The 22,225-nt window shown below is 69.7% G+C and carries 26 protein-coding genes and 2 pseudogenes; 16 read left to right on the top strand and 12 right to left on the bottom strand.

Annotation, left to right across the window (positions count from 1 at the left end):
• Positions 1-11: 11 nt before the first annotated feature.
• From OG892_RS10780 to OG892_RS10770, 3 genes are all read left to right on the top strand, one after another.
• Entirely contained in the window at positions 12-1,208 is a 1,197-nt protein-coding gene (locus OG892_RS10780; protein ID WP_371628994.1) for a lipid-transfer protein, read from the top strand.
• A gap of 115 nt (positions 1,209-1,323) precedes the next feature.
• Complete coding sequence (locus tag OG892_RS10775) at positions 1,324-2,748, top strand: MFS transporter (RefSeq protein ID WP_073736000.1); 1,425 nt, start codon at positions 1,324-1,326, stop codon at positions 2,746-2,748.
• Positions 2,749-3,153: 405 nt separating this feature from the next.
• The gene (locus tag OG892_RS10770; protein WP_328867247.1) at positions 3,154-3,417 is read left to right on the top strand and encodes a DUF5133 domain-containing protein; all 264 of its coding nucleotides are present in this window, start codon (positions 3,154-3,156) and stop codon (positions 3,415-3,417) included.
• Between the two features lie 309 nt (positions 3,418-3,726).
• On the opposite strand, the gene OG892_RS10765 is transcribed toward OG892_RS10770, so the two are convergent.
• Both OG892_RS10765 and OG892_RS10760 read right to left on the bottom strand, forming a co-directional pair.
• A complete protein-coding gene (locus tag OG892_RS10765; protein WP_073735792.1) occupies positions 3,727-4,359 on the bottom strand; it encodes a response regulator transcription factor in 633 nt (210 codons plus the stop codon).
• Between the two features lie 124 nt (positions 4,360-4,483).
• Positions 4,484-5,638: a N(5)-(carboxyethyl)ornithine synthase gene (locus OG892_RS10760; protein WP_371628993.1), complete on the bottom strand. Its 1,155-nt coding sequence runs from the start codon at positions 5,636-5,638 to the stop codon at positions 4,484-4,486.
• A gap of 229 nt (positions 5,639-5,867) precedes the next feature.
• On the opposite strand from OG892_RS10760, the gene OG892_RS10755 reads away from it, so the two are divergent.
• From OG892_RS10755 to OG892_RS10745, 3 genes are all read left to right on the top strand, one after another.
• Complete coding sequence (locus OG892_RS10755; protein ID WP_371628992.1) at positions 5,868-6,656, top strand: calcium-binding protein; 789 nt, start codon at positions 5,868-5,870, stop codon at positions 6,654-6,656.
• 127 nt (positions 6,657-6,783) lie between these two features.
• Positions 6,784-7,542 (top strand): sporulation protein, encoded by a 759-nt coding sequence (locus OG892_RS10750; protein ID WP_371628991.1) that lies wholly within the window; start codon positions 6,784-6,786, stop codon positions 7,540-7,542.
• A gap of 115 nt (positions 7,543-7,657) precedes the next feature.
• Entirely contained in the window at positions 7,658-7,987 is a 330-nt protein-coding gene (locus tag OG892_RS10745) for a hypothetical protein (protein ID WP_371628990.1), read from the top strand.
• A 147-nt stretch (positions 7,988-8,134) separates the two neighbouring features.
• Here OG892_RS10745 and OG892_RS10740 read toward each other — a convergent pair whose 3' ends face one another.
• The 4 genes and pseudogenes from OG892_RS10740 to OG892_RS10725 form a co-directional block, all read right to left on the bottom strand.
• Positions 8,135-8,536 (bottom strand): hypothetical protein, encoded by a 402-nt coding sequence (locus OG892_RS10740; RefSeq protein ID WP_371628989.1) that lies wholly within the window; start codon positions 8,534-8,536, stop codon positions 8,135-8,137.
• A 72-nt stretch (positions 8,537-8,608) separates the two neighbouring features.
• Positions 8,609-9,469 carry a hypothetical protein gene (locus tag OG892_RS10735; protein WP_371628988.1) on the bottom strand — a complete coding sequence of 287 codons (861 nt, stop codon included), beginning with the start codon at positions 9,467-9,469 and terminating at the stop codon, positions 8,609-8,611.
• A 49-nt stretch (positions 9,470-9,518) separates the two neighbouring features.
• Positions 9,519-9,650: pseudogene (locus tag OG892_RS10730) on the bottom strand (IS5/IS1182 family transposase); the annotation flags it as partial.
• Between the two features lie 30 nt (positions 9,651-9,680).
• On the bottom strand, positions 9,681-10,037 hold the full coding sequence (locus OG892_RS10725; RefSeq protein WP_073735787.1) for a helix-turn-helix domain-containing protein: 357 nt from the start codon (positions 10,035-10,037) through the stop codon (positions 9,681-9,683).
• A gap of 68 nt (positions 10,038-10,105) precedes the next feature.
• Here OG892_RS10725 and OG892_RS10720 point away from each other — a divergent pair, with 68 nt between their 5' ends.
• Together OG892_RS10720 and OG892_RS10715 are read left to right on the top strand one after the other, a co-directional pair.
• Entirely contained in the window at positions 10,106-10,666 is a 561-nt protein-coding gene (locus OG892_RS10720) for a carboxymuconolactone decarboxylase family protein (RefSeq protein WP_371628987.1), read from the top strand.
• A gap of 67 nt (positions 10,667-10,733) precedes the next feature.
• Complete coding sequence (locus OG892_RS10715) at positions 10,734-11,027, top strand: DUF1330 domain-containing protein (RefSeq protein WP_073735785.1); 294 nt, start codon at positions 10,734-10,736, stop codon at positions 11,025-11,027.
• Between the two features lies 1 nt (position 11,028).
• On the opposite strand, the gene OG892_RS10710 is transcribed toward OG892_RS10715, so the two are convergent.
• Positions 11,029-11,223 carry a hypothetical protein gene (locus tag OG892_RS10710; RefSeq protein WP_371628986.1) on the bottom strand — a complete coding sequence of 65 codons (195 nt, stop codon included), beginning with the start codon at positions 11,221-11,223 and terminating at the stop codon, positions 11,029-11,031.
• 99 nt (positions 11,224-11,322) lie between these two features.
• Here OG892_RS10710 and OG892_RS10705 point away from each other — a divergent pair, with 99 nt between their 5' ends.
• From OG892_RS10705 to OG892_RS10695, 3 genes and pseudogenes are all read left to right on the top strand, one after another.
• Complete coding sequence (locus OG892_RS10705; RefSeq protein WP_328867252.1) at positions 11,323-12,573, top strand: condensation protein; 1,251 nt, start codon at positions 11,323-11,325, stop codon at positions 12,571-12,573.
• Positions 12,574-12,832: 259 nt separating this feature from the next.
• Positions 12,833-12,957: pseudogene (locus OG892_RS10700) on the top strand (IS5/IS1182 family transposase); the annotation flags it as partial.
• A gap of 492 nt (positions 12,958-13,449) precedes the next feature.
• Entirely contained in the window at positions 13,450-14,781 is a 1,332-nt protein-coding gene (locus OG892_RS10695; RefSeq protein WP_371628985.1) for a hydrogenase expression protein HypA, read from the top strand.
• A gap of 377 nt (positions 14,782-15,158) precedes the next feature.
• On the opposite strand, the gene OG892_RS10690 is transcribed toward OG892_RS10695, so the two are convergent.
• The 3 genes from OG892_RS10690 to OG892_RS10680 form a co-directional block, all read right to left on the bottom strand.
• Complete coding sequence (locus OG892_RS10690; protein ID WP_199884408.1) at positions 15,159-15,488, bottom strand: hypothetical protein; 330 nt, start codon at positions 15,486-15,488, stop codon at positions 15,159-15,161.
• Between the two features lie 444 nt (positions 15,489-15,932).
• Positions 15,933-16,136 carry a hypothetical protein gene (locus OG892_RS10685; RefSeq protein ID WP_073735781.1) on the bottom strand — a complete coding sequence of 68 codons (204 nt, stop codon included), beginning with the start codon at positions 16,134-16,136 and terminating at the stop codon, positions 15,933-15,935.
• Positions 16,133-16,327 carry a hypothetical protein gene (locus OG892_RS10680; protein ID WP_242436692.1) on the bottom strand — a complete coding sequence of 65 codons (195 nt, stop codon included), beginning with the start codon at positions 16,325-16,327 and terminating at the stop codon, positions 16,133-16,135. The genes OG892_RS10685 and OG892_RS10680 overlap by 4 nt, the downstream gene beginning before the upstream one ends.
• A 155-nt stretch (positions 16,328-16,482) precedes the next feature.
• Here OG892_RS10680 and OG892_RS10675 point away from each other — a divergent pair, with 155 nt between their 5' ends.
• The 3 genes from OG892_RS10675 to OG892_RS10665 all read left to right on the top strand — a co-directional run bounded on the left by OG892_RS10675 (position 16,483) and on the right by OG892_RS10665 (position 17,805).
• On the top strand, positions 16,483-17,322 hold the full coding sequence (locus OG892_RS10675; RefSeq protein WP_073735779.1) for a helix-turn-helix transcriptional regulator: 840 nt from the start codon (positions 16,483-16,485) through the stop codon (positions 17,320-17,322).
• A complete protein-coding gene (locus tag OG892_RS10670; RefSeq protein ID WP_073735778.1) occupies positions 17,319-17,534 on the top strand; it encodes a DUF397 domain-containing protein in 216 nt (71 codons plus the stop codon). Before OG892_RS10675 ends, OG892_RS10670 begins: the two co-directional genes overlap by 4 nt.
• Before the next feature lie 61 nt (positions 17,535-17,595).
• Positions 17,596-17,805 carry a DUF397 domain-containing protein gene (locus OG892_RS10665; protein WP_073735777.1) on the top strand — a complete coding sequence of 70 codons (210 nt, stop codon included), beginning with the start codon at positions 17,596-17,598 and terminating at the stop codon, positions 17,803-17,805.
• On the opposite strand, the gene OG892_RS10660 is transcribed toward OG892_RS10665, so the two are convergent.
• Positions 17,734-19,314: a glycosyltransferase family 39 protein gene (locus tag OG892_RS10660; protein ID WP_079193416.1), complete on the bottom strand. Its 1,581-nt coding sequence runs from the start codon at positions 19,312-19,314 to the stop codon at positions 17,734-17,736. The two genes, OG892_RS10665 and OG892_RS10660, sit on opposite strands and share 72 nt — an antisense overlap.
• Positions 19,315-19,741: 427 nt before the next feature.
• On the opposite strand from OG892_RS10660, the gene OG892_RS10655 reads away from it, so the two are divergent.
• A complete protein-coding gene (locus tag OG892_RS10655; RefSeq protein WP_328867262.1) occupies positions 19,742-20,095 on the top strand; it encodes a helix-turn-helix transcriptional regulator in 354 nt (117 codons plus the stop codon).
• A 161-nt stretch (positions 20,096-20,256) separates the two neighbouring features.
• A complete protein-coding gene (locus OG892_RS10650; RefSeq protein ID WP_371628984.1) occupies positions 20,257-20,913 on the top strand; it encodes a hypothetical protein in 657 nt (218 codons plus the stop codon).
• Positions 20,914-20,980: 67 nt separating this feature from the next.
• On the opposite strand, the gene OG892_RS10645 is transcribed toward OG892_RS10650, so the two are convergent.
• Positions 20,981-22,216 carry a sensor histidine kinase gene (locus OG892_RS10645; protein ID WP_371628983.1) on the bottom strand — a complete coding sequence of 412 codons (1,236 nt, stop codon included), beginning with the start codon at positions 22,214-22,216 and terminating at the stop codon, positions 20,981-20,983.
• Positions 22,217-22,225: the final 9 nt, after the last annotated feature.

Below are 22,225 nucleotides of genomic sequence, written 5' to 3'. Positions count from 1 at the left end.
GGGAATCCAACATGAGGTCATACATCGTCGGCGTCGGCATGACGAAGTTCGAGAAGCCCGAGAGCCGCGACTGGCAGTACTGGGACATGGTGAAGGAGGCCGGCACGGCGGCGCTCACCGATGCCGGTATCGGGTACGAGGACATCCAGCAGGCCGCCGTCGGCTACTGCTTCCAGGCCTCCACCGCCGGACAGCGGGCCGTGTACGAACTCGGGCTGACCGGGATACCCGTCTACAACATCAACAACAACTGCGCCACCGGCTCCACCGCGCTGATGATGGCCCGGCAGTTCGTCGAGGGCGGCGGCAGCGACTGCGTCCTCGCGCTCGGCTTCGAGAAGATGGCGCGCGGATCGCTCGGCGGCGGCGGCTCCGACGGCGGCGCGGGTGATTTCAAGACGTCCCCGGTCGCCCGGCACTACGGGATCATGGCCGCCGCCCACGGCTTCGAGACGACCCCGCCCACCGCCCAGATCTTCGGCAACGCGGCCCGCGAGCACATGAAGAAGTACGGCACGACAGAGGCACAGCTCGCCGCCGTCGCCGCGAAGAACCACCGCCACTCGACGGGAAATCCGTACGCCCAGTTCCAGGACCCGTACACGGTCGACGAAGTCCTCGCCGCCAAACCGATCCACCACCCCCTGACCCGGCTCCAGTGCTCACCGACCTCCGACGGGGCAGCAGCCGCCGTCGTCGTCTCCGAACGCTTCGTCGAGGAGCACGGCCTCGGTGACCGGGCCGTAGAGATCGCCGCCCAGGCCATGACGACCGACACCGAGGCCTCCTTCGCCTCCGGCACCTGCATCGACGCGGTCGGCCTGCCCATGTCACGGGAGGCGGCCCGCCAGGTGTACGAGAGCGCGGGCATCGGCGCCGAAGACCTCGACGTCATCGAACTCCACGACTGCTTCTCCATCAACGAACTCCTCACCTACGAGGCGCTCGGACTGTGCGGCGAGGGCGAGTCCGGCCCGCTCGTCGAGTCCGGCGCCACCACCCACGGCGGCCGCTGGGTGGTCAACCCCTCGGGCGGACTGATCTCCAAGGGACACCCGCTCGGCGCCACCGGAATCGCCCAGGCCGCCGAACTCACCTGGCAGCTCAGGGGCGAGGCCGGCCCCCGCCAGGTGCCCGACGCCCGCACCGCACTCGCCCACAACATCGGGCTCGGCGGCGCCGCCGTGGTGACACTCCTGCGCCGCTGAGATCCGGGTGGGTCCACAGGGCCACCGGAGCCCCGGAGACCTACGCCGCCGGACCGAGGCCGGTACGGTCCGGAAACCGATGTACGGGGTGCGGGGCGGCTGCGAGTATGACGCCATGGTTGACGTCTCGACGCCCACACGCCGTACCGGCCGTACCCGAACCCGCACCTGGGCGGTGGTGCTCGCCGCCTGCGTCGGCCAGTTCCTCGTCGTCCTCGACGTGTCCGTCGTCAACGTCGCACTCCCCTCCATGCGCACGGACCTGGGGCTGAGCACCGCCGGGCTCCAATGGGTGCTCAACGCCTACTCGATCGCGTTCGCCGGGTTCATGCTCCTCGGCGGGCGGGCCGCCGACCTGTACGGCCGCAAGCTGATGTTCCTCGTCGGCCTCGGCCTCTTCACCGCCGCCTCCCTGGCAGGCGGACTCGCCCAGGAGGGCTGGCAGCTGCTCGCCGCCCGCGCCGCACAAGGCCTCGGCGCCGCCGTGCTCGCCCCCGCGACCCTCACCCTGCTCACCGCGGCCGTCCCCGAAGGACCCGCACGGGCCAGGGCCATCGGCACCTGGATGGCGGTCGGGGCGGGCGGCGGCGCGGCCGGCGGACTGATCGGCGGAGTGCTCACCGACGCGCTCTCCTGGCGGTGGGTGCTGCTGATCAACGTGCCGGTCGGTGTGCTCGTACTCGCCGGCGCCGCGGTCTACCTGGCCGAGGGCCGGACCGGCGAGCGGAGCCGGATCGACTTCCCGGGCGCGCTGCTCGTCACGGCGGGCCTGGCCTCCGTCGCGTACGGCATCGTGCAGACGGAGAAGTCGGGCTGGACCGCGTCCGCGACCCTGCTGCCGCTGCTCGGCGGAGTGGCGCTGCTCGCCCTGTTCGTCCTGGTGGAATCCCGTACGGCGAAACCGCTGATGCCGCTGCGGGTGCTCGGCGCACGGGCGGTGGCCTCGGCCAACGTGGCGATGTTCCTGATCGGCTCGGCCACGTTCTCCATGTGGTACTTCATGACCGTGTACGCGCAGAACGTGCTCGGCTACTCCGCGATGGAGGCCGGACTCGCCCTGATGCCGACCTCGGTGGCCATCGTCATCGGCTCCAAGTGCGCCCCTCGGTTGATGGCCCGGGTCGGAGCGAAGAACCTGGCGCTCGTCGGCACGGTGGTCGCCGCCGCGGGCTTCGGCTGGCAGTCCACGATGACCGCCGGCGGCGACTACCTCACCTCGATCTGCCTGCCCGGCGTCCTGATGATGGCCGGCACCGGCCTCGCGGCCACCCCGCTCGCCTCGCTGGCCATCTCGGGCGCGGCCCCCGGCGAGGCCGGACTCGTCTCCGGGCTCGTCAACACCTCGCGCACGATGGGCGGCGCGCTCGGCCTGGCCGTGCTCTCCACCGTCGCCGCCGCCCGCACGGACGGCGGAACGGGCCCGGCAGACCTCACGGCCGGCTACGCCCTGGCCTTCCGGACGTCGGGCTCCGTCCTGCTGGGCGGCCTGCTGCTGATGATCTTCTGGCTCCCGCGCCACCGGTCGTCGGTACAGCGCTGAACCCTCGGACGCCGGCCCGGACCTGCCGGTCAGCTGCGACGCCGGCAACGAGACCTCAGGGGTCGGCCGCACCGGGAGCTACGGCTGGGCCCTGGTGCGTCGGCTCGCCAGGCAGGTGTCCGTCACCGTCCACCCGGGCGGCAAGAGCATCGTCGCCCTGATCTCCCTCACATGAACTACATGGGCGTCAGGCGGCAGGCGGGCATGTGTGCCGGGCCACACGTGCGAAGAAATTCCAAGTCGCTTGATTGGCAGGTGCGTTCAGGGGCATGCGACCGATGGGTCTCGCAATGGCGCGTGCGCCGCTGAGCATCCACACAGCCGGACAGCAGCGGGTATCCCATGACAGGCGGTCTCTCCGCCCGGGGCACTGCCCCGACACCGGACTATGAGGAGTACTTCACCGTGCTGAACCCCAGCCCGCAGGACCTGCGTGTAGCCCTGGCCCGCTATGCCGACGCCCGCATCCACGACGACCGCTTCCCCACAGACTCCACGGCGGGAGCGGTCGAGGACGCCGCCTACACCCTGTGCGTCATGACCGGCACCCGTGACGTGCCGCAGGCCCTGTGCATCGCCGACGCGCTGCTCGGGGAGCACACCACGATCTTCCCCGTCGGCTCCCCGAGGACGGCCTCCGAACAAGGTAAGGGACTGCAGGCCGCCTGAACGGCCCGTCGTGGATCCACCAGTCGGGTGCCGGGCCCCCTCCGTGCCGAGTCACACCCGGTGACCGGCTCGCCGCGGGGGGCCTGGAGCGGACGACCGGTCGAGCAGTCGGGCGACCGCCCGCCCCCGCGGGTGGGCAACGGCCATGGGCTTCGACGTCACCGGCACCGGCCTGGTGCCACCCGCGGCTACGCCTTGGCCTTCCGGACGTCGGGTCCGTTCCTGCTGGGCGGCGTGCGGCTGATGATTCTCCGGATGCCGCGCCACCGGTCGTCCGTACGGCGCTGCACGGCCTTCCCGGACCGGCCCTCAGAGCCAGCCCTGCTGCCGCGCGGCCCGGACCGCCTCCATCCGGTTACGGGTGGCGGTCTTGCCGATCGCGGACGAGAGGTAGTTGCGCACCGTCGACTCCGACAGGTGCAGCTTCGCCGCGATGTCCGCGACCGTCGCCCCGTCCACCGAGGCCATCAGCGCATCGCGCTCCCGGGCGGTCAGCGGACTGGGGCCCGCGCTCAGCGCGGCGGCGGCCAGCGCCGGGTCGATGACGGTCTCCCCGGCCAGCACCCGCCGGATCGCCTCCGCCAGGTCCTCGACCGGCCCGTCCTTCACCAGGAACCCCGCCGCCCCCGCCTCCATCGCCCGCCGCAGATACCCGGGCCGCCCGAACGTGGTGAGGATCAGCACCCGGCAGTCCGGCACCTCCTCCCGGAGATCGGCGGCCGCGTCCAGGCCGCTGCGCCCTGGCAACTCGATGTCCAGCAACGCCACATCGGGCCGCGAGGTGACGGCCGCCGCCACGATCTCGTCCCCGGCCCCGACCTGGGCCACCACCTCGATGTCCGGTTCGAGCCCGAGCAACAGGGCGAGCGCGCCCCGCATCATCCCCTGGTCCTCTGCGAGCAGCACTCGTACGGACTTGACCGGCCGGTGATCCTGCGGCATCTCGTTCACGGGGAACAGGGTATGGGGGGTGGGGCGTTGGGGCGCCCCGACCGGCCGGGGTCGCCGGGGCGGCCGGTCGGGGGCGTACCCGGAGTGGGTCTGCCGCCGACCGGGCCGCGTCGGTTCAGAGCCGCGCGTGCGGGTACTGCTCGGCGCGGTTCTGGAAGGCCAGGACCGCGGGGTTCTGCACGGTGCCGCCGCGGATCTCGATCGCCCGGCTGATGGTGCGGTCACCGTCCCAGCCGTCCGGCCCTTCGAGGACCGTCCGCAGGAACGGGATCAGCGCCTCGCTGTTCTCCCAGGTGGCCGCGTCCCACAGGTAGGAGGGGCTGTGGTCCACGGCGTAGTAGTGGACGTTTTCTCCGACGGTGAACATCGGCTCGCTGAAGGTCGTGGGCCGGGCCCAGGCGAAACCCATGCCCTCGTCGCAGGAGACATCGATGACGAGGGTGCCGGGCGCGAGCTTCGGCAGGTCCTCCTGTATCAGGAACATCAGCGGCGCGGCGGTGTCCTGGAGCACGCAGTTGACGATGATGTCGTGCCCGGCCAGGAACTCGGCCAGCGGCTCCGGACCGTCCTCGGTGAGCGCGATGCTGCGCCGCGGGTCGAGGGTGTCGTCGGCCACGTCGTGGTCGAAGCGCACGATCCGTGCCGAGTGGATCGGTGAGCTGACGGCGGTGGTGCCGCGGGCGGTGAGCACGTCCACGTCGTGCACGCCCAGCGCGCTGAGAGCGGTCACCGCGCCGCGAGCGGTGGCGCCGAAGCCGATCACCGCCGCACGCCGCCGACGCCCGTAGTCACCGGTCGCCCCGGTCAGCTGCATGGCGTGCAGCACCGACGAGTAGCCGGCCAACTCGTTGTTCTTGTGGAAGACGTGCAGGTTGAACCCGCCCTTCGAGGTCCAGTGGTGCATCGCCTCGAAGGCGATCAGGGTGAGCCTGCGGTCGATGGCGGCCTGCGTGACCTTCTCGTCCTGCACGCAGTGCGGCCACCCCCACAGCACCTGCCCGTCCCGCAGCTCCGCCACGTCCTCGTGCAGCGGTTTGGCCAGCAGGATGACGTCGCTCTCGGCGATCAGCTCCTCGCGTGAGCGGAAACCGGCCACGTGCGGTGCGAGCTGGGAGTCCGGGACACCGAAGTGCTCTCCGTATCCGGTCTGCAGAAAGATGCTGGGGCGGAGGTCGGCGTCGATGCGTTCGAAGTGCGCCGGGTGGATCGGCAGACGGTGTTCGTTCTCTTTACGGGCCTGCGACACGATTCCGAGCTTGAGCTGCTGCAAAATACCCCTCTGATTATCCCCTGTGTAACACACTCCGAAGGGGTGCGGACTCGGTCGACGGCGTTCCTTCGGGCCAGAGCGCGGCGTGAGCGCGGCGCTCACCGCGGGCTCCCGGAGGACAACCATTCGCGTGGACCGGTGGTCATACCCCTGCCATCCGCGTACCGGGTGGGCTCGGTCAGCTGCGCCCAGGGGTTCCTGCGGCGCCGGAACATAGGGGACCGCTTTCATGCGTCACCGCACCACCCTGGCAGCCTTCGCCGGGGCACTCGCCCTGTCCGCGCTCGCGATTCCGGGGGCCGCCCAGGCGGACGAGGTCTCGGGCGATGTCAAGATCACGAAGGTGGTCGTCAACGGCGGGAAGAACATCGTCCTGGGGACCACGGACGTGAAGAGGTTCACCATCGCGGTGACCGCCACGGACGACTCGGGCATCGAAGTCGGGAAGACCTTCCCGGTCATGTGGCACACAGCCCTGCCGAACGGCGACGCCTACGGTCTCGTGACCCCTGACAACATCCTGGGCAAGTGCGTGCGTCAGAGCTTCACCACGACCACCTGCACCTACGCGATGACGATCAACCCGCGCATCGAACCCCAGGACAACACCACGGCCGGGACCTGGACCGTGAGCGCCTACGCGATGGCCAACGACGGTGACTACATCGGCAAGGATTCGGCCGCCAAGGCTAAGGTCCTGCGCAACTCCAGGCTGACGGTCAACGCCTCGCCGGAGCCGGTGAAGAAGAACAAGACGATCACCGTCACGGGCGCCCTGACCCGCGCCAACTGGGTGACCTACAAGTACGCGGGCTACACCAAGCAGTCGGTGAAGCTCCAGTTCAAAAAGAAGGGAACGAGCACCTACAAGACCCTCAAGACCGTGAAGACGGACAGCAAGGGCAACCTCAGGACGACGACGAAGGCCACGTCGGACGGCTACTTCCGCTACTCCTTCGCCGGCACGCCCACGACCCCGGCGGTCACCTCCGCGGTGGACTACGTGGACGTGAAGTAACCCCTTCCGCGACGGTCGACAGCCGGCCACCGTCCGCACGGGCAAGGCCGCTTGGCCGCTTGGCCGCGTGGCAGGCAGCCGGCCGTGTGCCCGTCGCGTCTGCCGCCGGTGATCGTATGCTGCGGGAATGTTCACTCGAATGCTTGCACGGGCGGGCGGAGGCCCGGTGGACGTCGACGCGCAGGTGCTCGCCGGCGTCGTGCGTCCTGGAGACACGGTCCCCGGTCGGGTGGTGGTCCGGGGCGGCCTGCTCGGCACGGAGATCCAGGGCTTCTCCTTCGAGGTGCTGGCGACCTGGCCCGCCGCCCCCGGTGCCCGTGCCGGTGACGACGAGATCAACCGCGGCTATGCGTACGGCCCCTTCCCGGTCTCGAGGGGGGAGGAGGTCGTCGTGCCCTTCACGGTCCGGCTGCCCTGGGCGACGCCCTTTACCGAGGTGGCGGGGCGTGCGCCGGTGATCGTCCTGGAACTGCGGACGCGCGTGGACGACAGCGCGCTCAGGCCCGGTTCGGACGAGGACCTGCTGCACGTCTCGCCGTTGCCCCTGCACGCGGCCGTCGTCGACGCCTTTGCCGGGCACGGATACGCCTGCGAGGCGGGGCGGTTGGTCGAGGAGTGGATCCCGGACCTCGACCAGGCCTCCGACTTCTACCAGTTGCTCGAACTGCGGGACCGCACGACGGACGGGATCGGCACGGGCCTCGAACTCGTCCTCCTCACCAATGCGGTCGGCTGCGAGGTCCTGCTGCGACGCTCCGGTCACGGCATCCAGTCCTGGGACGAGAAGCCTCCGGCCGCCCGGTTCGTAGCGGCACACCACGATCTCGACCGCTCCGACTGGAACCGGCTGGTGGGTGACTGGCTGCGCCGGGTGGGGGCGGTGTGAGCCTCCCGCACGGCTGCACTCCCGTGGCGAACCCGGTCGACCCGGCCGCATCCGCCCGACAGGCGAGCGGCGGCTCGGTATCGTCCGCTCCGAACATCGAAGGGTTGCTGGCCAAGTGACAGATACCGACTTCACGCCAATGTTCCGAGGGTGGATCGCCGCGCACCAAGCTGTACTCGGGGCTCAAGGGATCGAGTGCGAGTCGGGAGAGAACCCAGAAAGTGCGGGCAGTGATCCCGTCATGTGGCTGGACCTCTTCAATGGTGTGCGGGGAGGGCGACTCGCACTGTGGCGCGGAGGCGAAGTGGAGTTGGATGTCGCTGACCTGGACAGTGGACAGGCCATTCCGCGGCATTTTGTGATCTCGTGTCCGCAGGACATCGTTCCGTTCATTGATCGGCTGCTCGAATGGACTGAGGCCGGCGAGGCCGGCAACGAGATCTGAGCGCCGGACGTCAGGTCGGTGCCGGCCCCGCTCGGACGACGCGGCGATCAGCCGCGCCATCGGCACCGTTGCCGCGCGTGCCGTTGCCGCGCTACAGGAAACGGGTGCCTGAAGCCCTCCACGGGTCCGCCCGCTGGTACTGAGAGTTCAGCCGGAGACGCTGAACCACCCCGGCCGCACCTCGGTCAGAAGCGGTTGCAGCGACAGCACTGCGGACCGCAGGTCCTCATCCGTGACGTCAACAGGATCCGGCAGGCTCAGCCCGTACCGGCGCAGTCGCCAGAGGTCGAAGACTGCACTCCCGTCGGCCGCGAAGTCCACATCGACCTCAATACCGTTGTCGCTGACGAAGCGGCAGCCTGCCCCATGAACCGTGTAGGAGCAGGCGCCGATGTGATCACTCCGCCCGATCCGGCGCGACCGGGCCTGGCCGAGGACATCTGCCAGTCGATCGAGCGAGGGCATCGCCACCCTCATGGCCTCGTCGATCGCGTGCAGAGCGTGGACGTAACCGAGTACGAGGTCTCGTGAAGCCCCAACCCGTTCCATACGGAGTCATCTCTTCCCATGGAGCCGCCGGTTGAGCGGAGGTGCGGGTGCGACCGGAAGCCCGTTGCCTGATCAGCCCTGCCGGTCGATTTCCCGTACTGGCGGAGGGTCTGCGATTTCTCCCGCCGCGGCCGGTCCTGCGACCAGGCGCGTGAGGCTGTACGACTGTGTCGCCGCGTGTGCCTCGACGAGGGCTCGCTGCCGGATGCGGCCGCCGAACAACTGAATCGTGGTGGCGGCCAGGACGTCGTCCCTGCCGATGGTCCGCGCGTCCCCTCGGCGGGTGGACAGGGCCCCGAGGGAATCCTGGAGAGACGGGGACGTGGACGGGGGCGGTTCGTCCGATGTCACGAGGGTGACCGTGCCGAAGCGTTTGACCCCGCCCTCGCGGACGACCATGGCCGCATCCCGGGCGAGGTCCGTCAGGAACACGCTCGCGATTCCGTCCAGGTCGCGGACCATCGCCGGGACGGCCGTCACCCCCTGGTTCCGCAGCAGCTGCTTGACCCCGGCCTCGAACCGGTGGGCGCCGGCCACACCACTCGGTCTGCGCGACCTGCTGCGCTTACGAGGGGGCACGATGACACCTTCGGCGTCGTACATGACACCGTTCAGGCCCTTGAACGTCGGGCTGTGGTCGTACCACTTGCCGCCCACCTCCAGCTCGACGTTCCGGTCGATCGCCGAGAGGAGGTCCCTGGGTATCAGCTTCTTGCGGGCCTCCTCCGCCGCAGCTCCCCTCGCGGCGTCGATGATCTCCGTCAGCACGGTCCGCGTCACCGACGCGGCGGCCCACGTGGCCGACCGGGAGACGTGCATCGGGGTCACGTCCCTGAAAACCGTTCTGACGAGAGAAGGCTTGAACGGAGAGACGTCCTTGAGCGCATCGGTCTCGGGACCGATGCGCTCAAGGCGCGTGGGCTGTGCGGTCATTGGAAGAAGCCTCCCTTGGGGCTGTCACGTAAATGATCTCTGACCGTGTCCGGTCCTCCGGAGACAGGCTCCACGCCCGCTCCTTGCCGACGGCGTCCGCACCCGCGCGTCGCGGAACCGTTACCGCCATCCCTGAAGAACGCGAGTTCGGCCCGGTGAACGGGGCTGTCCAGGACGGCACCGCTGCCGTGTCGGGCCGGCCACGCGATGATCATTCCAGTCCTCCTGCCGTCGCGGGTCCCGTTTCCTCGGCCCAACGTCGGCTCCAGGCGTCCAGCGGGCTCAGCGCCTCGACAAGGTCCTGGCCGAGCCGGGTGAGGCGGTAGCCGTCGCCGTCCGGGGCGAGCAGGCGGGCGCCGGACAGTTCCTCGATCCGGGTACTGAGCACGCTGGAGGACATGCGCTCGCATCGGCGCTGCAACTCACGGAAGCCGGCCGGAGCTTGACTTAGTTCCCACAGGATCCGCATCGTCCAACGCCGTCCGAGCAGGTCGAGCGCGGCCATCACCGGACGACCCGATTCGGACCCTCGCACTGGCACACCCGGACGTGGCGCGCTGGCTTCCATACTCACTCCTTGCGCTTCGGTTATCGAAGCATCATAGTGATTCGAAAATCGAAGCAGGAGGTGTCGCGATGTCACGCATAGAACCGCTCACCCCGCCCTACCCCGCCGACGTCGACCGGGCGCTCCGCCGATGGATGCCGCCGGGTGTGCCGCACGAGCCCCTCGCGCTGTTCCGCGTACTGCACCGTAACCCGGAGCTGGCCTCACGCATGTTCGCCCTCGGTGCCGGTCTGCTTGGCCATGGGCTCCTCCCCGCCATCGACCGGGAGATCGTCATCGCCCGCGTGACCGCGCGATCCGCCTGCGCTTACGAATGGGGCGTCCACGCCGCGACCCTGGCCCCGCAGGCCGGACTCGACCCGCAACAACTCCGGGCAACTACCTACCCCGACGCAGCAGTCGGCGCTCCATGGTCGCCACGCCACACGGCACTGCTCCACGCCGTGGACGAACTGAACGACACGAACCGGCTCACCCAGTCCACCTGGGATGCCCTGCGCAGGTCCTACGAAGAGGCCCAGTTACTTGAACTGCTCGTACTGGTCGGCTGGTACCGAACCATCAGCTACCTGGCCAACGGCCTCCTGCTGGAAGAGGAACCCTGGGGTACCCCGTTCCCCGCGCGGTGACTACGTTCCGCTCCTACCGACCACCAACCCGTAAGTCGGACGTACTCGTCCCCACACTGGAGGTTCCATGCCCAAGGGCTACTGGGTCAGCGCCTACCGCACCATCTCGGACCCCGAGAAGCTGGCCGCCTACAACAAGCTTGCCCCCACGGCCGTCAAGGCCGGGGGCGGTCGGATCTTCGCCCGTGGCGGTCGGGTCGTGGCGCATGGCGCCGGAATCCCCGAGCGCACCGTCCTGATCGAGTTCGACAGCTTCGAGCAGGCCGTCGCGGCGTACGAGAGCGCGGCCTACCAGGAGGCGCTGGTCGCACTTTCCGACGGCGTCGAGCGCGACTTCCGTATCGTCGAAGGCATCGACTGACCTACTCCCAGTCGTGCAGAAGGTCCTCGAACTCCCCGGAGTGTCCCGGCGTGTGGTCGACGAACAGCAGGCAGTCCTGTTGCCGGTGGGGAGCGAGGGCCGGGTCCACCATCTCGCACTGTGCGGCACAGACGTAGGTGAAGCAGTCGCCGTTCCGGCGCAGCGCACCCGTACGTCGAAGGCGCCGCGACCGCATGTCGGAGCGTTCATCCGTCCGAGGGGACATCCGGCTCTTCGGCCCCGAAGCGGTGCCCTGTTGCGCGATGGTGCAGCGGTCCTACGAGAGGGGTTCACCGTGGAGCGTTCGCTCGCGCCGCACGAGGCGGCCATCACCGCGGCCGGTGTGCGGCTTGTCCTGTCCTGTGACGTGGCGGGTGATCTGGACGACGCGGTCCTCGCGCAGGCCCTGGCCCACCTGCAAGCCAGTACGCCGCTGCTCACTGGAAAGATCACCCAGGGGCCGGGGAACCAGCCGCTGGTCGTCATCCCGGACGCGGACGCGGGGCCGGTTCTCGGGCACGGCGCCGATTTCGACGAGGAGATCAACGCCCCTCTCGCCTGGGATCAGGGTCCGCTGCTGCGGGCAACCGTGGTGCGGGAGCCGGGACGTACCCGGGTGGTGTTGAGCCTGCCGAGGGCGTTCTCGGACGGGATGAGCTACCTCTCCCTCCACCAGCGCCTGTGGGACACCTACACCTCGCTGGCCACCGGCCGCCCCGTCTCCGCAGGCCTGATCCAGCCGGTCCTGGGACCGGCCCTGGACGACCTGCTCGCTCCCCGCTTCACCTCCGCGCAGTTGCGGGACTTCGTGGCCGAACGCGCGCGGCTGGATGCCGAGAGGCCGCCCGCACTCGTGCCCGCCCTCGCCTCCCACGACGGTGGCCCCGGGGAGGACATGAGCCTCCGCGTCATCGGGATCGATCTCGACGGCGACCGGTGCGAGGGGCTGGTGCGGCGCGCGAGGGAGGCCTCGCTGTCGGTCAACTCCCTGGTCTCGGGAGTCCTGTTGACCAGCCTGCGCTCCCTGCTGCCGAATCAGGACGGCCCGGCCCGGCTGCTGTGCACCACCGCGGTCGACATGCGCCGCAGGCTCACCCCGCCCCTGCCGGCCGAGGTACTGCAGTCCGCCGCGACCACCACGTCCATCCGCCTGGAGGTCAGCGGGGAGGCCGACCCCGTCGCGGTCGGGCAGGACCTGGCCGCCCGGCTGAAGGCAGACCTGGACAGCGGGGCCGCGGCGATGGAACTGGCGGCCTTCCCCTACATGCTCGACCAGCACCCGCCCAGCCTCGTCATCACCAACGTGGGCACCATCACCGAACCCGCCCTCCCCGAGGGCCTGCGGGTCAGCGATGTGCGCCTGGCTCCGCTCGGCCACGTACCGATGATCTTCGCCGTCGTCAGCCGCTACCAGGCACGGCTGGCCGTCGATCTCACCTACAGCAGGGCCTGGTACACCGACGCTCAGATCAGGCAACTGAGCGACCACGCGTCCGCCGCCTTCGACCACCTCACCACTGCGGACGGTGCACTCCTCCGTTACTGAACCGTGGACCTGTGCCCACCACGGTGCGACGGTGCCGCAGTACTCGGCACGCGTCATGCTCCAACGACGCCGCAAAACGGTCGTGGCCTGCGACGTCTGCCACGACCGCATCCACTCGGAACAGCCGGTCAGAACACTCACGCCGTAGTCACTGGAGAGCCGGATGACAGGGAAACCGTCATGTCCGGTTCGGCGGGAGGCCGCGCGGAACCGGACTCGTCCACGGCGAGCACCTCACCGCGCGGCCGACCCAACCGCCTGGATCATGATGCACCGCCGCCTCGCCCGCGACTACGAGACCAACCCGCACACTCCGAAAGCATGATCCGCATCGCGATGATCTCGAACCTCTCGAACCTCTCGAAACGAGCAACCGACGAATCCAGAAGCGAGTTGGGAATACCGGATTGGTCCGGGATCGGAACTGTCTTCCGCTGCAGGCGTGAAGCTGTGGCGACACCGACGACGTTGACGCCCTTGAGCCCGATCGGCCGACCATGGTCTACGCAGTTCCTGTACGGTCGTTCCGGAACCGGGCCGTTCGGGCTTGCCTCGCGCCACCGCACGCCGGCGCGTGCCCGGTGCACTGGCCTGCCGATCGCCTGTCGATGGGTTTTGCCTCCTGCGAAGTCGTCTGCCCCGCCCGGCCCTTCGCTCCCCCGGAACGGCTGGATCGGATGAATTCCAGTCATGGGCGGGCGCCGTGGGCACCGGGTCGTGACATGAGCCCCAACCGAGACTTGAGTAAGGAACCGCATGGCACGCGAGCATGATCCTTCCAGCCACATACCGTCGCGGCCGGACGCATCCGCAGGCGCCTCCGGGGCAGTCGACCCGTCCGCGAGTTCACCGGTGTCTGTCCGCCGGGCGGTTCCGATGCGAGGAACGGCCGGAGACCCCGGCGACGCCCTGATGCCGGGCGGATCACGCAACGGCAAGGACACCTCCTTCCCTGCGGCCGGCCCGGACGCGGGCGCGCGCAGCCCTTCGAGCGAGAGCGAGGAGAGCGAGGGCTCCGGCCACGAGGCTCCCGAGGCCGCGGGCAGCCAGAAGGAGACCGAGGAACAGGCGGGTGGCGAGGGCGCCGCCGGTGCCTCTTCGGCCGTCGGTGCCGCGCGGGCCGGCGGCACTCCGGAGCCGGCGGCGGAGGAGCCCTCCGAAGCCACGTCGACCACCTCCGCGGAGGCCGGGGCCACTTCGGCGACGTCGGCATCGTCCGCGTCCCCGGACCCGGACCCGGACCCTGACCCGGCCGTAGCGCCCGCCACCACCCGCACCGTCGGGGGGACCCCGCCCGCCGCCGCCGCTGCGGCAGCGGCGGGAGACGGCGGCGGCGGCGCGGGTACGCACGCGGACGACGTACCGCCCAACGGCCGTCTGAAGAAGCCGATGCTGGCCGCGGCGGCGATCGCCGGTGCGGTACTGATCTCGGTGCCGTTCCTCGTGGCGGGCCAGAACGACCGCAAGCCCGAGAAGGAGCAGACACAGAACGCGGCGGGCACGGTTCTGAACAGCGAACGCCCTGTGCCCCCGGAGACCTACACCAGCGAGTCACCGAAGCCCTCCGTGACACCGAGTGAGAAGAAGAAGGAGAAGGAGAAGAAGAAAGAGACGGTGAGGCCGTCCACCACACCGACCCTCAAGGCGGCGATCGCCCCGCCACCGCCGCCGAAGGCGCCCGCGACCCGGCCCACGGCCACTGTGACGGCGAAAGCACCGCCGGGGACGGCCGCCAGCGTTATGAACAGCCTCGCGAAGAACGACCCCCACGGGCGACACATCTGCTACCGGGCCTTCGTGGCAGGACACGGCTGGCAGCAGCCGGTGTGCGACGGGACCATCACCGGCACGACGGACCAGGGCAAGAAGATCACGGCCCTCAACATCGCGGTGTGGAACGTCGAAGGCTCCTCCGCCAACGCCTTGCTGCACGACCCGGGTTCGACGGGCGGCAATTCCAAATGGGCCCCGAACTGGACGGCCGTCGTCGCGGACGGCAAGAACAACTACATCGGCAGCTCGAAGAAGGGCGCCCCATTCCTGACGGGCTTCGCCATGAACATCGGTGACGGCTCCGTCTGCCACACGGCCAAGATGGGCGGTGGTGGCTGGGGCCCACAGATCTGCAAGAACAAGCGCCCCGAGTACATGTTCGTCGGCACCACCGCAAACGACCACTGGTTCGAGGCCGTGAGGCTCACGGTCTAACCCACCGGGCTGACACTCCGACCCACGAACGAAACCCCTGAACCGCACCGGGGGCCCTGCGGCTTCAATCCGGGAGCATCTCTGTAGGGATCGGTGATCGACTCTTCGCGAGTGCTTCACGTGCCGCTGTTGCCACCGTTGGCCTCACCGTTCGGGCGGGGGATGAACTGGAGCACGTTGGCCGGGAGCAAATCACGCTTGCGTGAACCGGAACGTCGGTCGAGTGGCCACGCACCGATCCGACTTCCGAGCCATGGGGGACCCGTCGTCGGGAGTATTGGGTCAGACCCCGGGAACTGTCAGAGGCAATGGGTACTCCTGCACCGAGTCGGTTGCCCGGGCGTCCATGAATGTCAGGGCACCCGGGGTGGCGGGCTTCAGTCGTGCAGGAGATCCTCGAACTCCCAGGAGTGGCCCGGCGCGTGGTCGACGAACAGCATGCAGGCCTGTTGCCGGTGGGGAGAGAGAGTTGGGTCGACCATCTCGCACGGCGCGGCACAGACGTAGGTGAATTCGTCGCCGTTCCAGCGCACCCAAACGTCGAAGGTGCCGCGCCCCATGTCCTCCAGATGACCGGCGTGCTCGTCGGAATGCCCCTGGGCCAGTTCGCAGACCAGGGAGTGGGGGAGTACTGGACTACCCGCCTGCTGATGAGCCTGCGCGGTCTCGAACCAGGGCGGACAGACGCGGGAATTGCAGTGGATCACCGTACGGCCTCCGGTCGAGGGAACGTGGGGCCCGGCCCGCGCGATGCGCGGCAGCGCGCGGGTACGGGTGGGGAGGGGGCTCGGGAGCGCCGTACCCGGCTGCGGCGCGGCGTTGTCGGACGGGCCAACCGGCGAGCGTCACCAGCAGCCCCGCCGCCGGGTCGAGCACGGTGAGCACATCGGGGCCCCCGGCCGCCAGCCGCGCCATCGCGTGCTCCTGCTGGTCAGGGGCCTCTGCCCACGCCCGTAGCCCGTCCGGAACGGCGGGGCTGCGAAAGCTGATCGACGGTTCGGGCTCGGGGGCGCCGAGCCCGTCCGCGAGACGGTGCGCCTGCCGTCGCAGCCACCGGAGTGCGAGCCGACGGTTCGGCAGGATGGCCCGGCCGAGAGAGACGGGCCTCCCGCCGGTCGTCGCGGTGATCTCCGCCGCGTAGGGGACGCCGCTCACGCGGCCTGCTCCCCGGCCGGGAGCCGGACCAACGCGTGCAGCGCTTCGGCCGCTGCTTCTGTGAAGGCTGTCAACTCGGCTGCTTTCGCCACGTGTTCGGCAATCGCACGGTCCAGCTCGGTGCGGAACAGCGCGCGGGTTTCGGGGTCCGATGCGATGCGGTCCAACTCGGAGCGCAGGTCGTCCGTCGGAGCTGTCACAGCACCTCACCCCGGCTCCGTGCGTTGCACCGCGCGTTCTGGGCGCGCAGCCGCTCTATGGGGTCCGCGAGGCGTACGTGCTCGGGCTCGGCCTCCCATTCCTGTCCGCCGCAGACCGGTCGCAGCGACCAGTACGGGCCGGCGAGGCCCCGGAACTCGCCTACTTGGTTGCCTCGGCCTATGTCCACCATGAGCGTGCCGGGGGTGGGTGCGGGGTGAGCGTGTCCGCTCAGGGGGTCGGCTTCTGCGCACACGATCGTGCCTCTCCGTAGTCATCCCACTACCAAGGCGGCCCAGCGTGGCCTACGGTCAGGCCGTATTCAATGTTCTGAAAACGGAGGGAACGTTGGTAAACATCAAGGAGTTGAACCCGAGCCGAAGCCCCCGGGCAGCGTTCGGTGCACGCCTGCGCAAGGCACGGGAGGCACGTGGCCTGAAGCAGGATGAGCTTGGCGCACTGATGGGCTACTCGGGACGGCACATCTCAGGCGTCGAAACTGACAACAAACCGCCGAGCCGCAAGTTTTCACGCAGCGTCGATGTTGCCCTCGGACTCGCCGGGACCGCCGAATCGTTCGAACGCGCGTGGGGAGGGCTACGGAACGGAAGTCTCCTGGAGGGGTTCCCGGAGTATGTGGGGTACGAGGGACGAGCAGCAGAGATCAGGCTGTTTGAGTGCGGCGTGATTCCCGGTCCACTGCAGACGCGAGAGTACGCGCAGGCCCTTGCTGGAAGCTCTGTCAGGCGGGGAGTCATCACGCGTGAACAGGCAGAGGAGCGAGTCTCGTTCCTCATGGAGCGGCAGGCGGCGTTAGTTCGCCCGGTGCCGCCGTTGGTGATCGCGGTGCTGGACGAGAGTTGCATCCTTCGGCCGGTCGGTGGTCCAGCGGTTATGGACGCGCAGTTGCAGCGTCTGATCGACTTTGCCGAGCAGCCGAACACCATGCTTCAACTCGCCCCCTTCGACCTTGGGGAGCGTCGGACCTTCGATCGCTTGGTGAATCTGCTGACCCTCCAAGACCGGTCCGTAATCTCCTACGTTGAGTCGCAGACCCAGGGGCACCTGGACCGCGAACTCAACTCAGTGTTGCCGCTGGTGAGGGCCTACCATCAGCTACAGGCCGAATCGCTCTCCCAGACGGCGTCCGTGGCCATGATCAACGAGGTACGAAAGGGCACCCCGTGACGACTGACTCTCCCCCCGCTCTCTGGCTCAAGTCCTCCTACAGCAACAACGGGGGTTCCTGTGTCGAGTGGGCTCCGAATCATGCAGCCGCTACCGGCGCAGTCCCGGTCCGCGACTCGAAGGATCTGAGCGGCCCCACGCTGTCCTTCCCGGTCGCCTCGTTCGCCTCGTTCGTGGCGGGCGTCAAGGCCGGAGATTTCGAAGCTATCTGACCACTCGGCAGGCGCACACCGCCTCTTTGGCGTCCACGTTGCAACGGTGAAAGGGCACCCCGTGACGACCGAATCCCTCCGCTGGTTCAAGTCCTCCTACAGCAGCAATGGCGGCCAGTGCGTCGAGATCGCAGCCAACCTTGCCGTCTCGCGCGGCATCGTCCCCGTCCGTGACTCCAAGGACCTGCGCGGCCCGGTCCTAGGCATCCCCGCCTACGCGTTCACCGCCTTCGTGGTGGGCGTCAAGGCCGGAGACTTCGGCAGCATCTGAGCAAGCCATCCGGCGCCGCCCCATCGTGTCCCGCACGGCGGGGCGGCGCTGTGACCAGCCGGGCTGCCAGCGGCCCCGCTTCGCCCGGGGCCGGTACACCGTGACCCGGCGGCCGTGTTCGCTGACCTCGGAGCAGCGGACGAAGCGTTCCTTGAGGACGCGCCATTTGGTGCGGTCGCGATCCGTGTGGACGGACGGCGCACTGTCGTCGCTGACGACCAGGATGCGGCGTGCCGCCGACATCGCCGCCGCTATCTGCGCCGGGGTGCCCTCCACACCGTTCATGGTGCCGGATTCCAGCGGGTCCCGGACCAGTGCCAGATCCCTGAGCCCGGTGAACGCCGTGGGCGAGACGAGGGCGGTGTCACGGCGTGCTGCGGGGATGTACAACACCCCGTCACCCGCCTCGCGAACCGAGGCGACGGTCTCGGCCGTGACGAGTACGTCGTCGATCCGGCCGGCCGGGGCGCGCAGTGACAGCTGGACGGGGAGCAGTCCGAGGAAGGCGAGGGTCATGGCCGCGACGATCAGCCGACGCGGGGGTGTGCGCAGACGGAGTGCGAGGCCCCGGCATGCCGCGCCGATGAGCAGGGCGAGCCCGACGTAGCTGAAGAGGACGTAGCGGGTGAGGTAGACCGGTTGAGCCAGCGAGGCGGCCAGCAGCAGGAGTTGGGGTACGGCGAGCAGGGGTGCGGCCACCGCCGTGAGCGCGGCGCGGTCGCGGCGGGGTGCGCCGAGGGCCTTCCCCGGCCGGGCGAGCCAGGCGCAGAGGGCGCCCGCGAGGAGGGTCAGCAGGAGGCCGAGCAGGGTGCCCCGGCGCACCGGGGGTATCCAGGCGACCTGACCCGTCTGGGACTTGCTCGCCAGGATGAGGGGGAGCGTGCCGAGCGCGGCGGCGGAGGAGGCGGCTCCCCAGCGCAGGGCGGTCGCGCGGGGCGGGCGGGTCAGGGCCAGCGTCACGGCGTGTGCGGGCAGCAGCAGGAGCGAGAACCAGTTGAGCAGCGCGGCCAGCAGCACGGTCGTGCCGTACGCCGCCCAGAGGGCCGTACCACGCCTGCCGGTCGCGTCGGTCGCCTCGACCAGCAGCAGGCAGGCCAGCGCCGCACAGGCTGTGACCAGGGCGTACGAACGTCCCTCCTGCGCGTACTGCTGCACTCCGGGGATCAAGGAGAAGGCCAGGCCCGCGGCCAGTCCCGTGCAGGGGTCGGCCAGCCGGGAGCCCAGGAGGGTGATCACGGCGGCGGCCCCCGCCATGGCCAGGACGGAGGGCAGCCGGAGGGCGAGGAGGCTGTCCCCGAAGACGGCGAAGATGCCGTGCGCGAACAGGTAGTAGAGGCCGTGGACGACCTCGGCCGTGTCCAGCAGGTGCCACATCTCCGGGATGCTCCGGTGAGCCACCTGCCACGTCGCCGCCTCGTCACGCCACATGCTGTCCTCGCGGGTGATCCCCCACAGCCCGAGTAAGAGGCTGAAGGCCGCCGGACCGGCCGCGAGTGTCGTTCTAGGCATGGCGAAGCTCCGGCTCGGCGCGTAGGGGAGGCGAGCGGAGCCCCTGAAAGCCGCCGGGGGGCTCCGAATACCCTCAGCACGCTAAGCGGCGGCGGTGATCCGGGTCGTCACCTGCGCTGACGAGCCAGGCGGCCGTCGCAGGGGCTACATGAGGTGCGGGCCGGGTCCGTCGCAGGTGCTACACCGGGACCGGCATCGGCCGTGCGACCTACTCCCCGGCGCCGAACGCCCGGTTCCGGTTCATGCCCAGGCGGTTTCGTTCGGATCGCCGTGCGGGCTCTCGGGGGTACCTGTGATGTAGCTGCGGCCAGGCGGCGGCGGCCGTGGTCTTCTCGGCCTCACGGGACCGTCCGCCACCCGCTTCCTGATGAATCTGTGCTCGTCAACCGCTGTTCAATAGTCCGGTGAACGTACTATGGTCGCTCGCATGGCTGATCGCAGTAGATCCATGCAGGAACCGACCCTGCTCATCCTCACGGCTCTGGCCGACAGGCCCCGACACGGCTACGGACTGGCTCAGGAGGTGCTGACGATTTCTCAGGGCCGCGTGCGGCTACGTACCGGGACGCTCTACGGGTCTCTCGAACGCCTTCAGCAGGAAGGCCTGATCGAGGTCTTCTCGGAGGAGCGGGTCGAGGGGCGGCTCCGGCGCACGTACACCCTCACCCGCACCGGACGGGACACCCTCGCCGCGGAAGTCCGGCGCATCACCACCACCGCTCGCGAGGCCACCCGACGCCTCAAGCAAGCCACCATCGAGCCGACCGGAGCCCCCGCATGACCGACGCCCGGCACTCCTCCCGTGTCCTGTCTCTCTACCCGCGCCGATATCGGGCAAGCCACGGTGCCGAGATCCTGCAGATGTACCGGGATGCCGGCGAGGGAGCCTCGGCGGCTGCCGGCCGTCTGGAGCAACTGGACATAGCGGCCCATGCGTTGCGCGTGAGGACACACACCGGCTCCAGTCATCGGGCAGGCCGCTTCCTGGTGGCCGCGGCCCCGTACGCCCTGGCGGCTGCCGGGTCGATCGCCGCCGCCGGGCTGACCACCGCCGTGGCGGACGCCGTGCGTGGCGGGAGCACGGCCGGTGTGGATCTCCTCGGCGCGGCGGTGTACGTGGCCGTGCTGGCGGCCGGGGCCATGGCCTGTCTGGGACGCTGGTCGATGTCCCGGGTGCTGGGGGCGCTGTCCCTCGCGGCGCTGCTCGCAGGGGCCGAGGGTTCCGCCTGGCTGATTCCGCTACTGGCTCTGGTGGTGGTGATGCCCGCAGCGGTCGTACCAGGAAGAGTCGACCGCCGACTGGCCTCGGCGTACGCCGTCATCACCTGGCTGCCTTCCCTTTACGCGGCCCTCTCGGGCGAGGGCGACTTCTTCCTCGGGATGATTCAGCAACTCGGTCCCGTCATGCTGCTGATCGCCATCCGCACCGCGGTCCCGGGAGTCCGTCCCCGGCACATCCTCGCGATCCTGGTGGCCTGCGCACCCTGGGCCACGACAGCTGCAGGCTCACCGATCGGTGCCGCCATTGTCATCACAGCCCTCGCCATCGCCTGGGGAGTCGGCCGGCTGTCCCGTAGGCGACTCCAAGTCACCACCTAGAAGCGGAAGGGTGTCCCGCGCATCATCGGGCCGACCGGATGAAGACAGGCCCCGCCACTGACCCCGTCTACGCGCCCGGGGCCGGGGCCGGGGCGGTGGCCGTGCCGCCGTTCCCGTCCTCCCCGCCCGGCTCGTCCGTCGGAAGCTCCGCCGTCACCACGAAGCCGCCGCCCGGCCCCCGTCCCGCCTCCAGGGAGCCGCCCGCTGCCGCCAGGCGTTCGGTGAGGCCCTTCAGGCCGGTGCCGCCGATGCCCGGGGTGGGTGCCGCGGCCGTGGTGCGGCCGTCGTCGGTGACCGTCAGGCGGACCCGGTCCGGGGTGCCGTCGATCACGAAGGCGCAGGTGGTGGCGGTGGAGTGGCGCAGGACGTTGGTGACGGCCTCCCGTGTCACCCAGCCCAGCAGCGCCTCGGCCTGGGGCGGGAGCGGGGGGCCGGAGCGGCGGACGGTGGGTTCGATGCCGGCGGCGATCAGCGCGGACCTGGCCCGGTCCAGCTCGGTGGCCAGGCTGCCCTCGCGGTAGCCGGTGACCGCTTCACGGATCTCGGTGAGCGCCTGCCTGCCCACCGACTCGATGTCGGCGACCTGCTGGAGCGCCTGGTCCATGTCGCGCGGTGCGAGCCTGCGCGCGGCCTCCGACTTGACGACGATCACCGAGATCGTGTGGCCCAGCAGATCGTGCAGATCGCGGGAGAAGCGCAGCCGCTCCCTCTCCACAGCGCTGCGGGCCAGTTCCTGCCGGGTGGAGCGCAGCTCCATCACCGTCTCCGACAGAGTGAGGAGGGCGGCCGTCACCGCACCGGAGATGAAGGTGCCGTACGCCAGTGTCCACGGGGTCCCGGTGCTGTCCTTGCCCCAGATCGAGACCACGCACGCCGTCACGGCGAGCACGAGCAGACCGACCGCCAGCCACTGCTTGCGCAGGATGGTTCCGCAGGCCAGGGAGAGCAGCGGGAAGAACAGCAGCCAGCTTCCGCCGTACCCGATCGCGAGCCCCAGCGTGATGGCCGTCAGCGCGGCCAGCATCGCGTACGTCACGCGGCTCTCGCGTGCCTTCTTGTCGAAGCCCCGGAACACCACCGAGATGTAGAGGGAGTTGAAGGCGAAGAGGCCGATGCCGCCGATCCAGGGGTTGGGGCTCTCGCCCTGGAACAGATTGGAGAAGGCGCCGAGGCCGAGCAGCAGCCAGGGCAGCAGGACGTACGGTCCGGGAGGCCCCGGACGCCGGTGCTCCCTGCGCCACTCCCGTCGCTCCGCACGCCGCTTGCGCCGTGCCTCGCGCGCTTCCGATCCGTTCCCGAACATGTTCACTCC

The organism is Streptomyces sp. NBC_00341 (assembly GCF_041435055.1).
Taxonomy (GTDB): domain Bacteria; phylum Actinomycetota; class Actinomycetes; order Streptomycetales; family Streptomycetaceae; genus Streptomyces.
This window is presented reverse-complemented; position numbering and strand designations above follow the sequence as displayed.

Excerpts from the sequence above, each read along its gene's own strand:
- OG892_RS10780 (WP_371628994.1), top strand. The coding sequence starts at position 12 with ATGAGGTCATACATCGTCGGCGTCGGCATGACGAAGTTCGAGAAGCCC.
- OG892_RS10775 (WP_073736000.1), top strand. The coding sequence starts at position 1,324 with ATGGTTGACGTCTCGACGCCCACACGCCGTACCGGCCGTACCCGAACC.
- OG892_RS10765 (WP_073735792.1), bottom strand. The coding sequence starts at position 4,359 with ATGCCGCAGGATCACCGGCCGGTCAAGTCCGTACGAGTGCTGCTCGCA.
- OG892_RS10755 (WP_371628992.1), top strand. The coding sequence starts at position 5,868 with ATGCGTCACCGCACCACCCTGGCAGCCTTCGCCGGGGCACTCGCCCTG.
- OG892_RS10750 (WP_371628991.1), top strand. The coding sequence starts at position 6,784 with ATGTTCACTCGAATGCTTGCACGGGCGGGCGGAGGCCCGGTGGACGTC.
- OG892_RS10740 (WP_371628989.1), bottom strand. The coding sequence starts at position 8,536 with ATGGAACGGGTTGGGGCTTCACGAGACCTCGTACTCGGTTACGTCCAC.
- OG892_RS10735 (WP_371628988.1), bottom strand. The coding sequence starts at position 9,469 with ATGACCGCACAGCCCACGCGCCTTGAGCGCATCGGTCCCGAGACCGAT.
- OG892_RS10725 (WP_073735787.1), bottom strand. The coding sequence starts at position 10,037 with ATGGAAGCCAGCGCGCCACGTCCGGGTGTGCCAGTGCGAGGGTCCGAA.
- OG892_RS10720 (WP_371628987.1), top strand. The coding sequence starts at position 10,106 with ATGTCACGCATAGAACCGCTCACCCCGCCCTACCCCGCCGACGTCGAC.
- OG892_RS10715 (WP_073735785.1), top strand. The coding sequence starts at position 10,734 with ATGCCCAAGGGCTACTGGGTCAGCGCCTACCGCACCATCTCGGACCCC.
- OG892_RS10710 (WP_371628986.1), bottom strand. The coding sequence starts at position 11,223 with ATGCGGTCGCGGCGCCTTCGACGTACGGGTGCGCTGCGCCGGAACGGC.
- OG892_RS10695 (WP_371628985.1), top strand. The coding sequence starts at position 13,450 with ATGCGAGGAACGGCCGGAGACCCCGGCGACGCCCTGATGCCGGGCGGA.
- OG892_RS10680 (WP_242436692.1), bottom strand. The coding sequence starts at position 16,327 with ATGGTGGACATAGGCCGAGGCAACCAAGTAGGCGAGTTCCGGGGCCTC.
- OG892_RS10660 (WP_079193416.1), bottom strand. The coding sequence starts at position 19,314 with ATGCCTAGAACGACACTCGCGGCCGGTCCGGCGGCCTTCAGCCTCTTA.
- OG892_RS10655 (WP_328867262.1), top strand. The coding sequence starts at position 19,742 with ATGGCTGATCGCAGTAGATCCATGCAGGAACCGACCCTGCTCATCCTC.
- OG892_RS10645 (WP_371628983.1), bottom strand. The coding sequence starts at position 22,216 with ATGTTCGGGAACGGATCGGAAGCGCGCGAGGCACGGCGCAAGCGGCGT.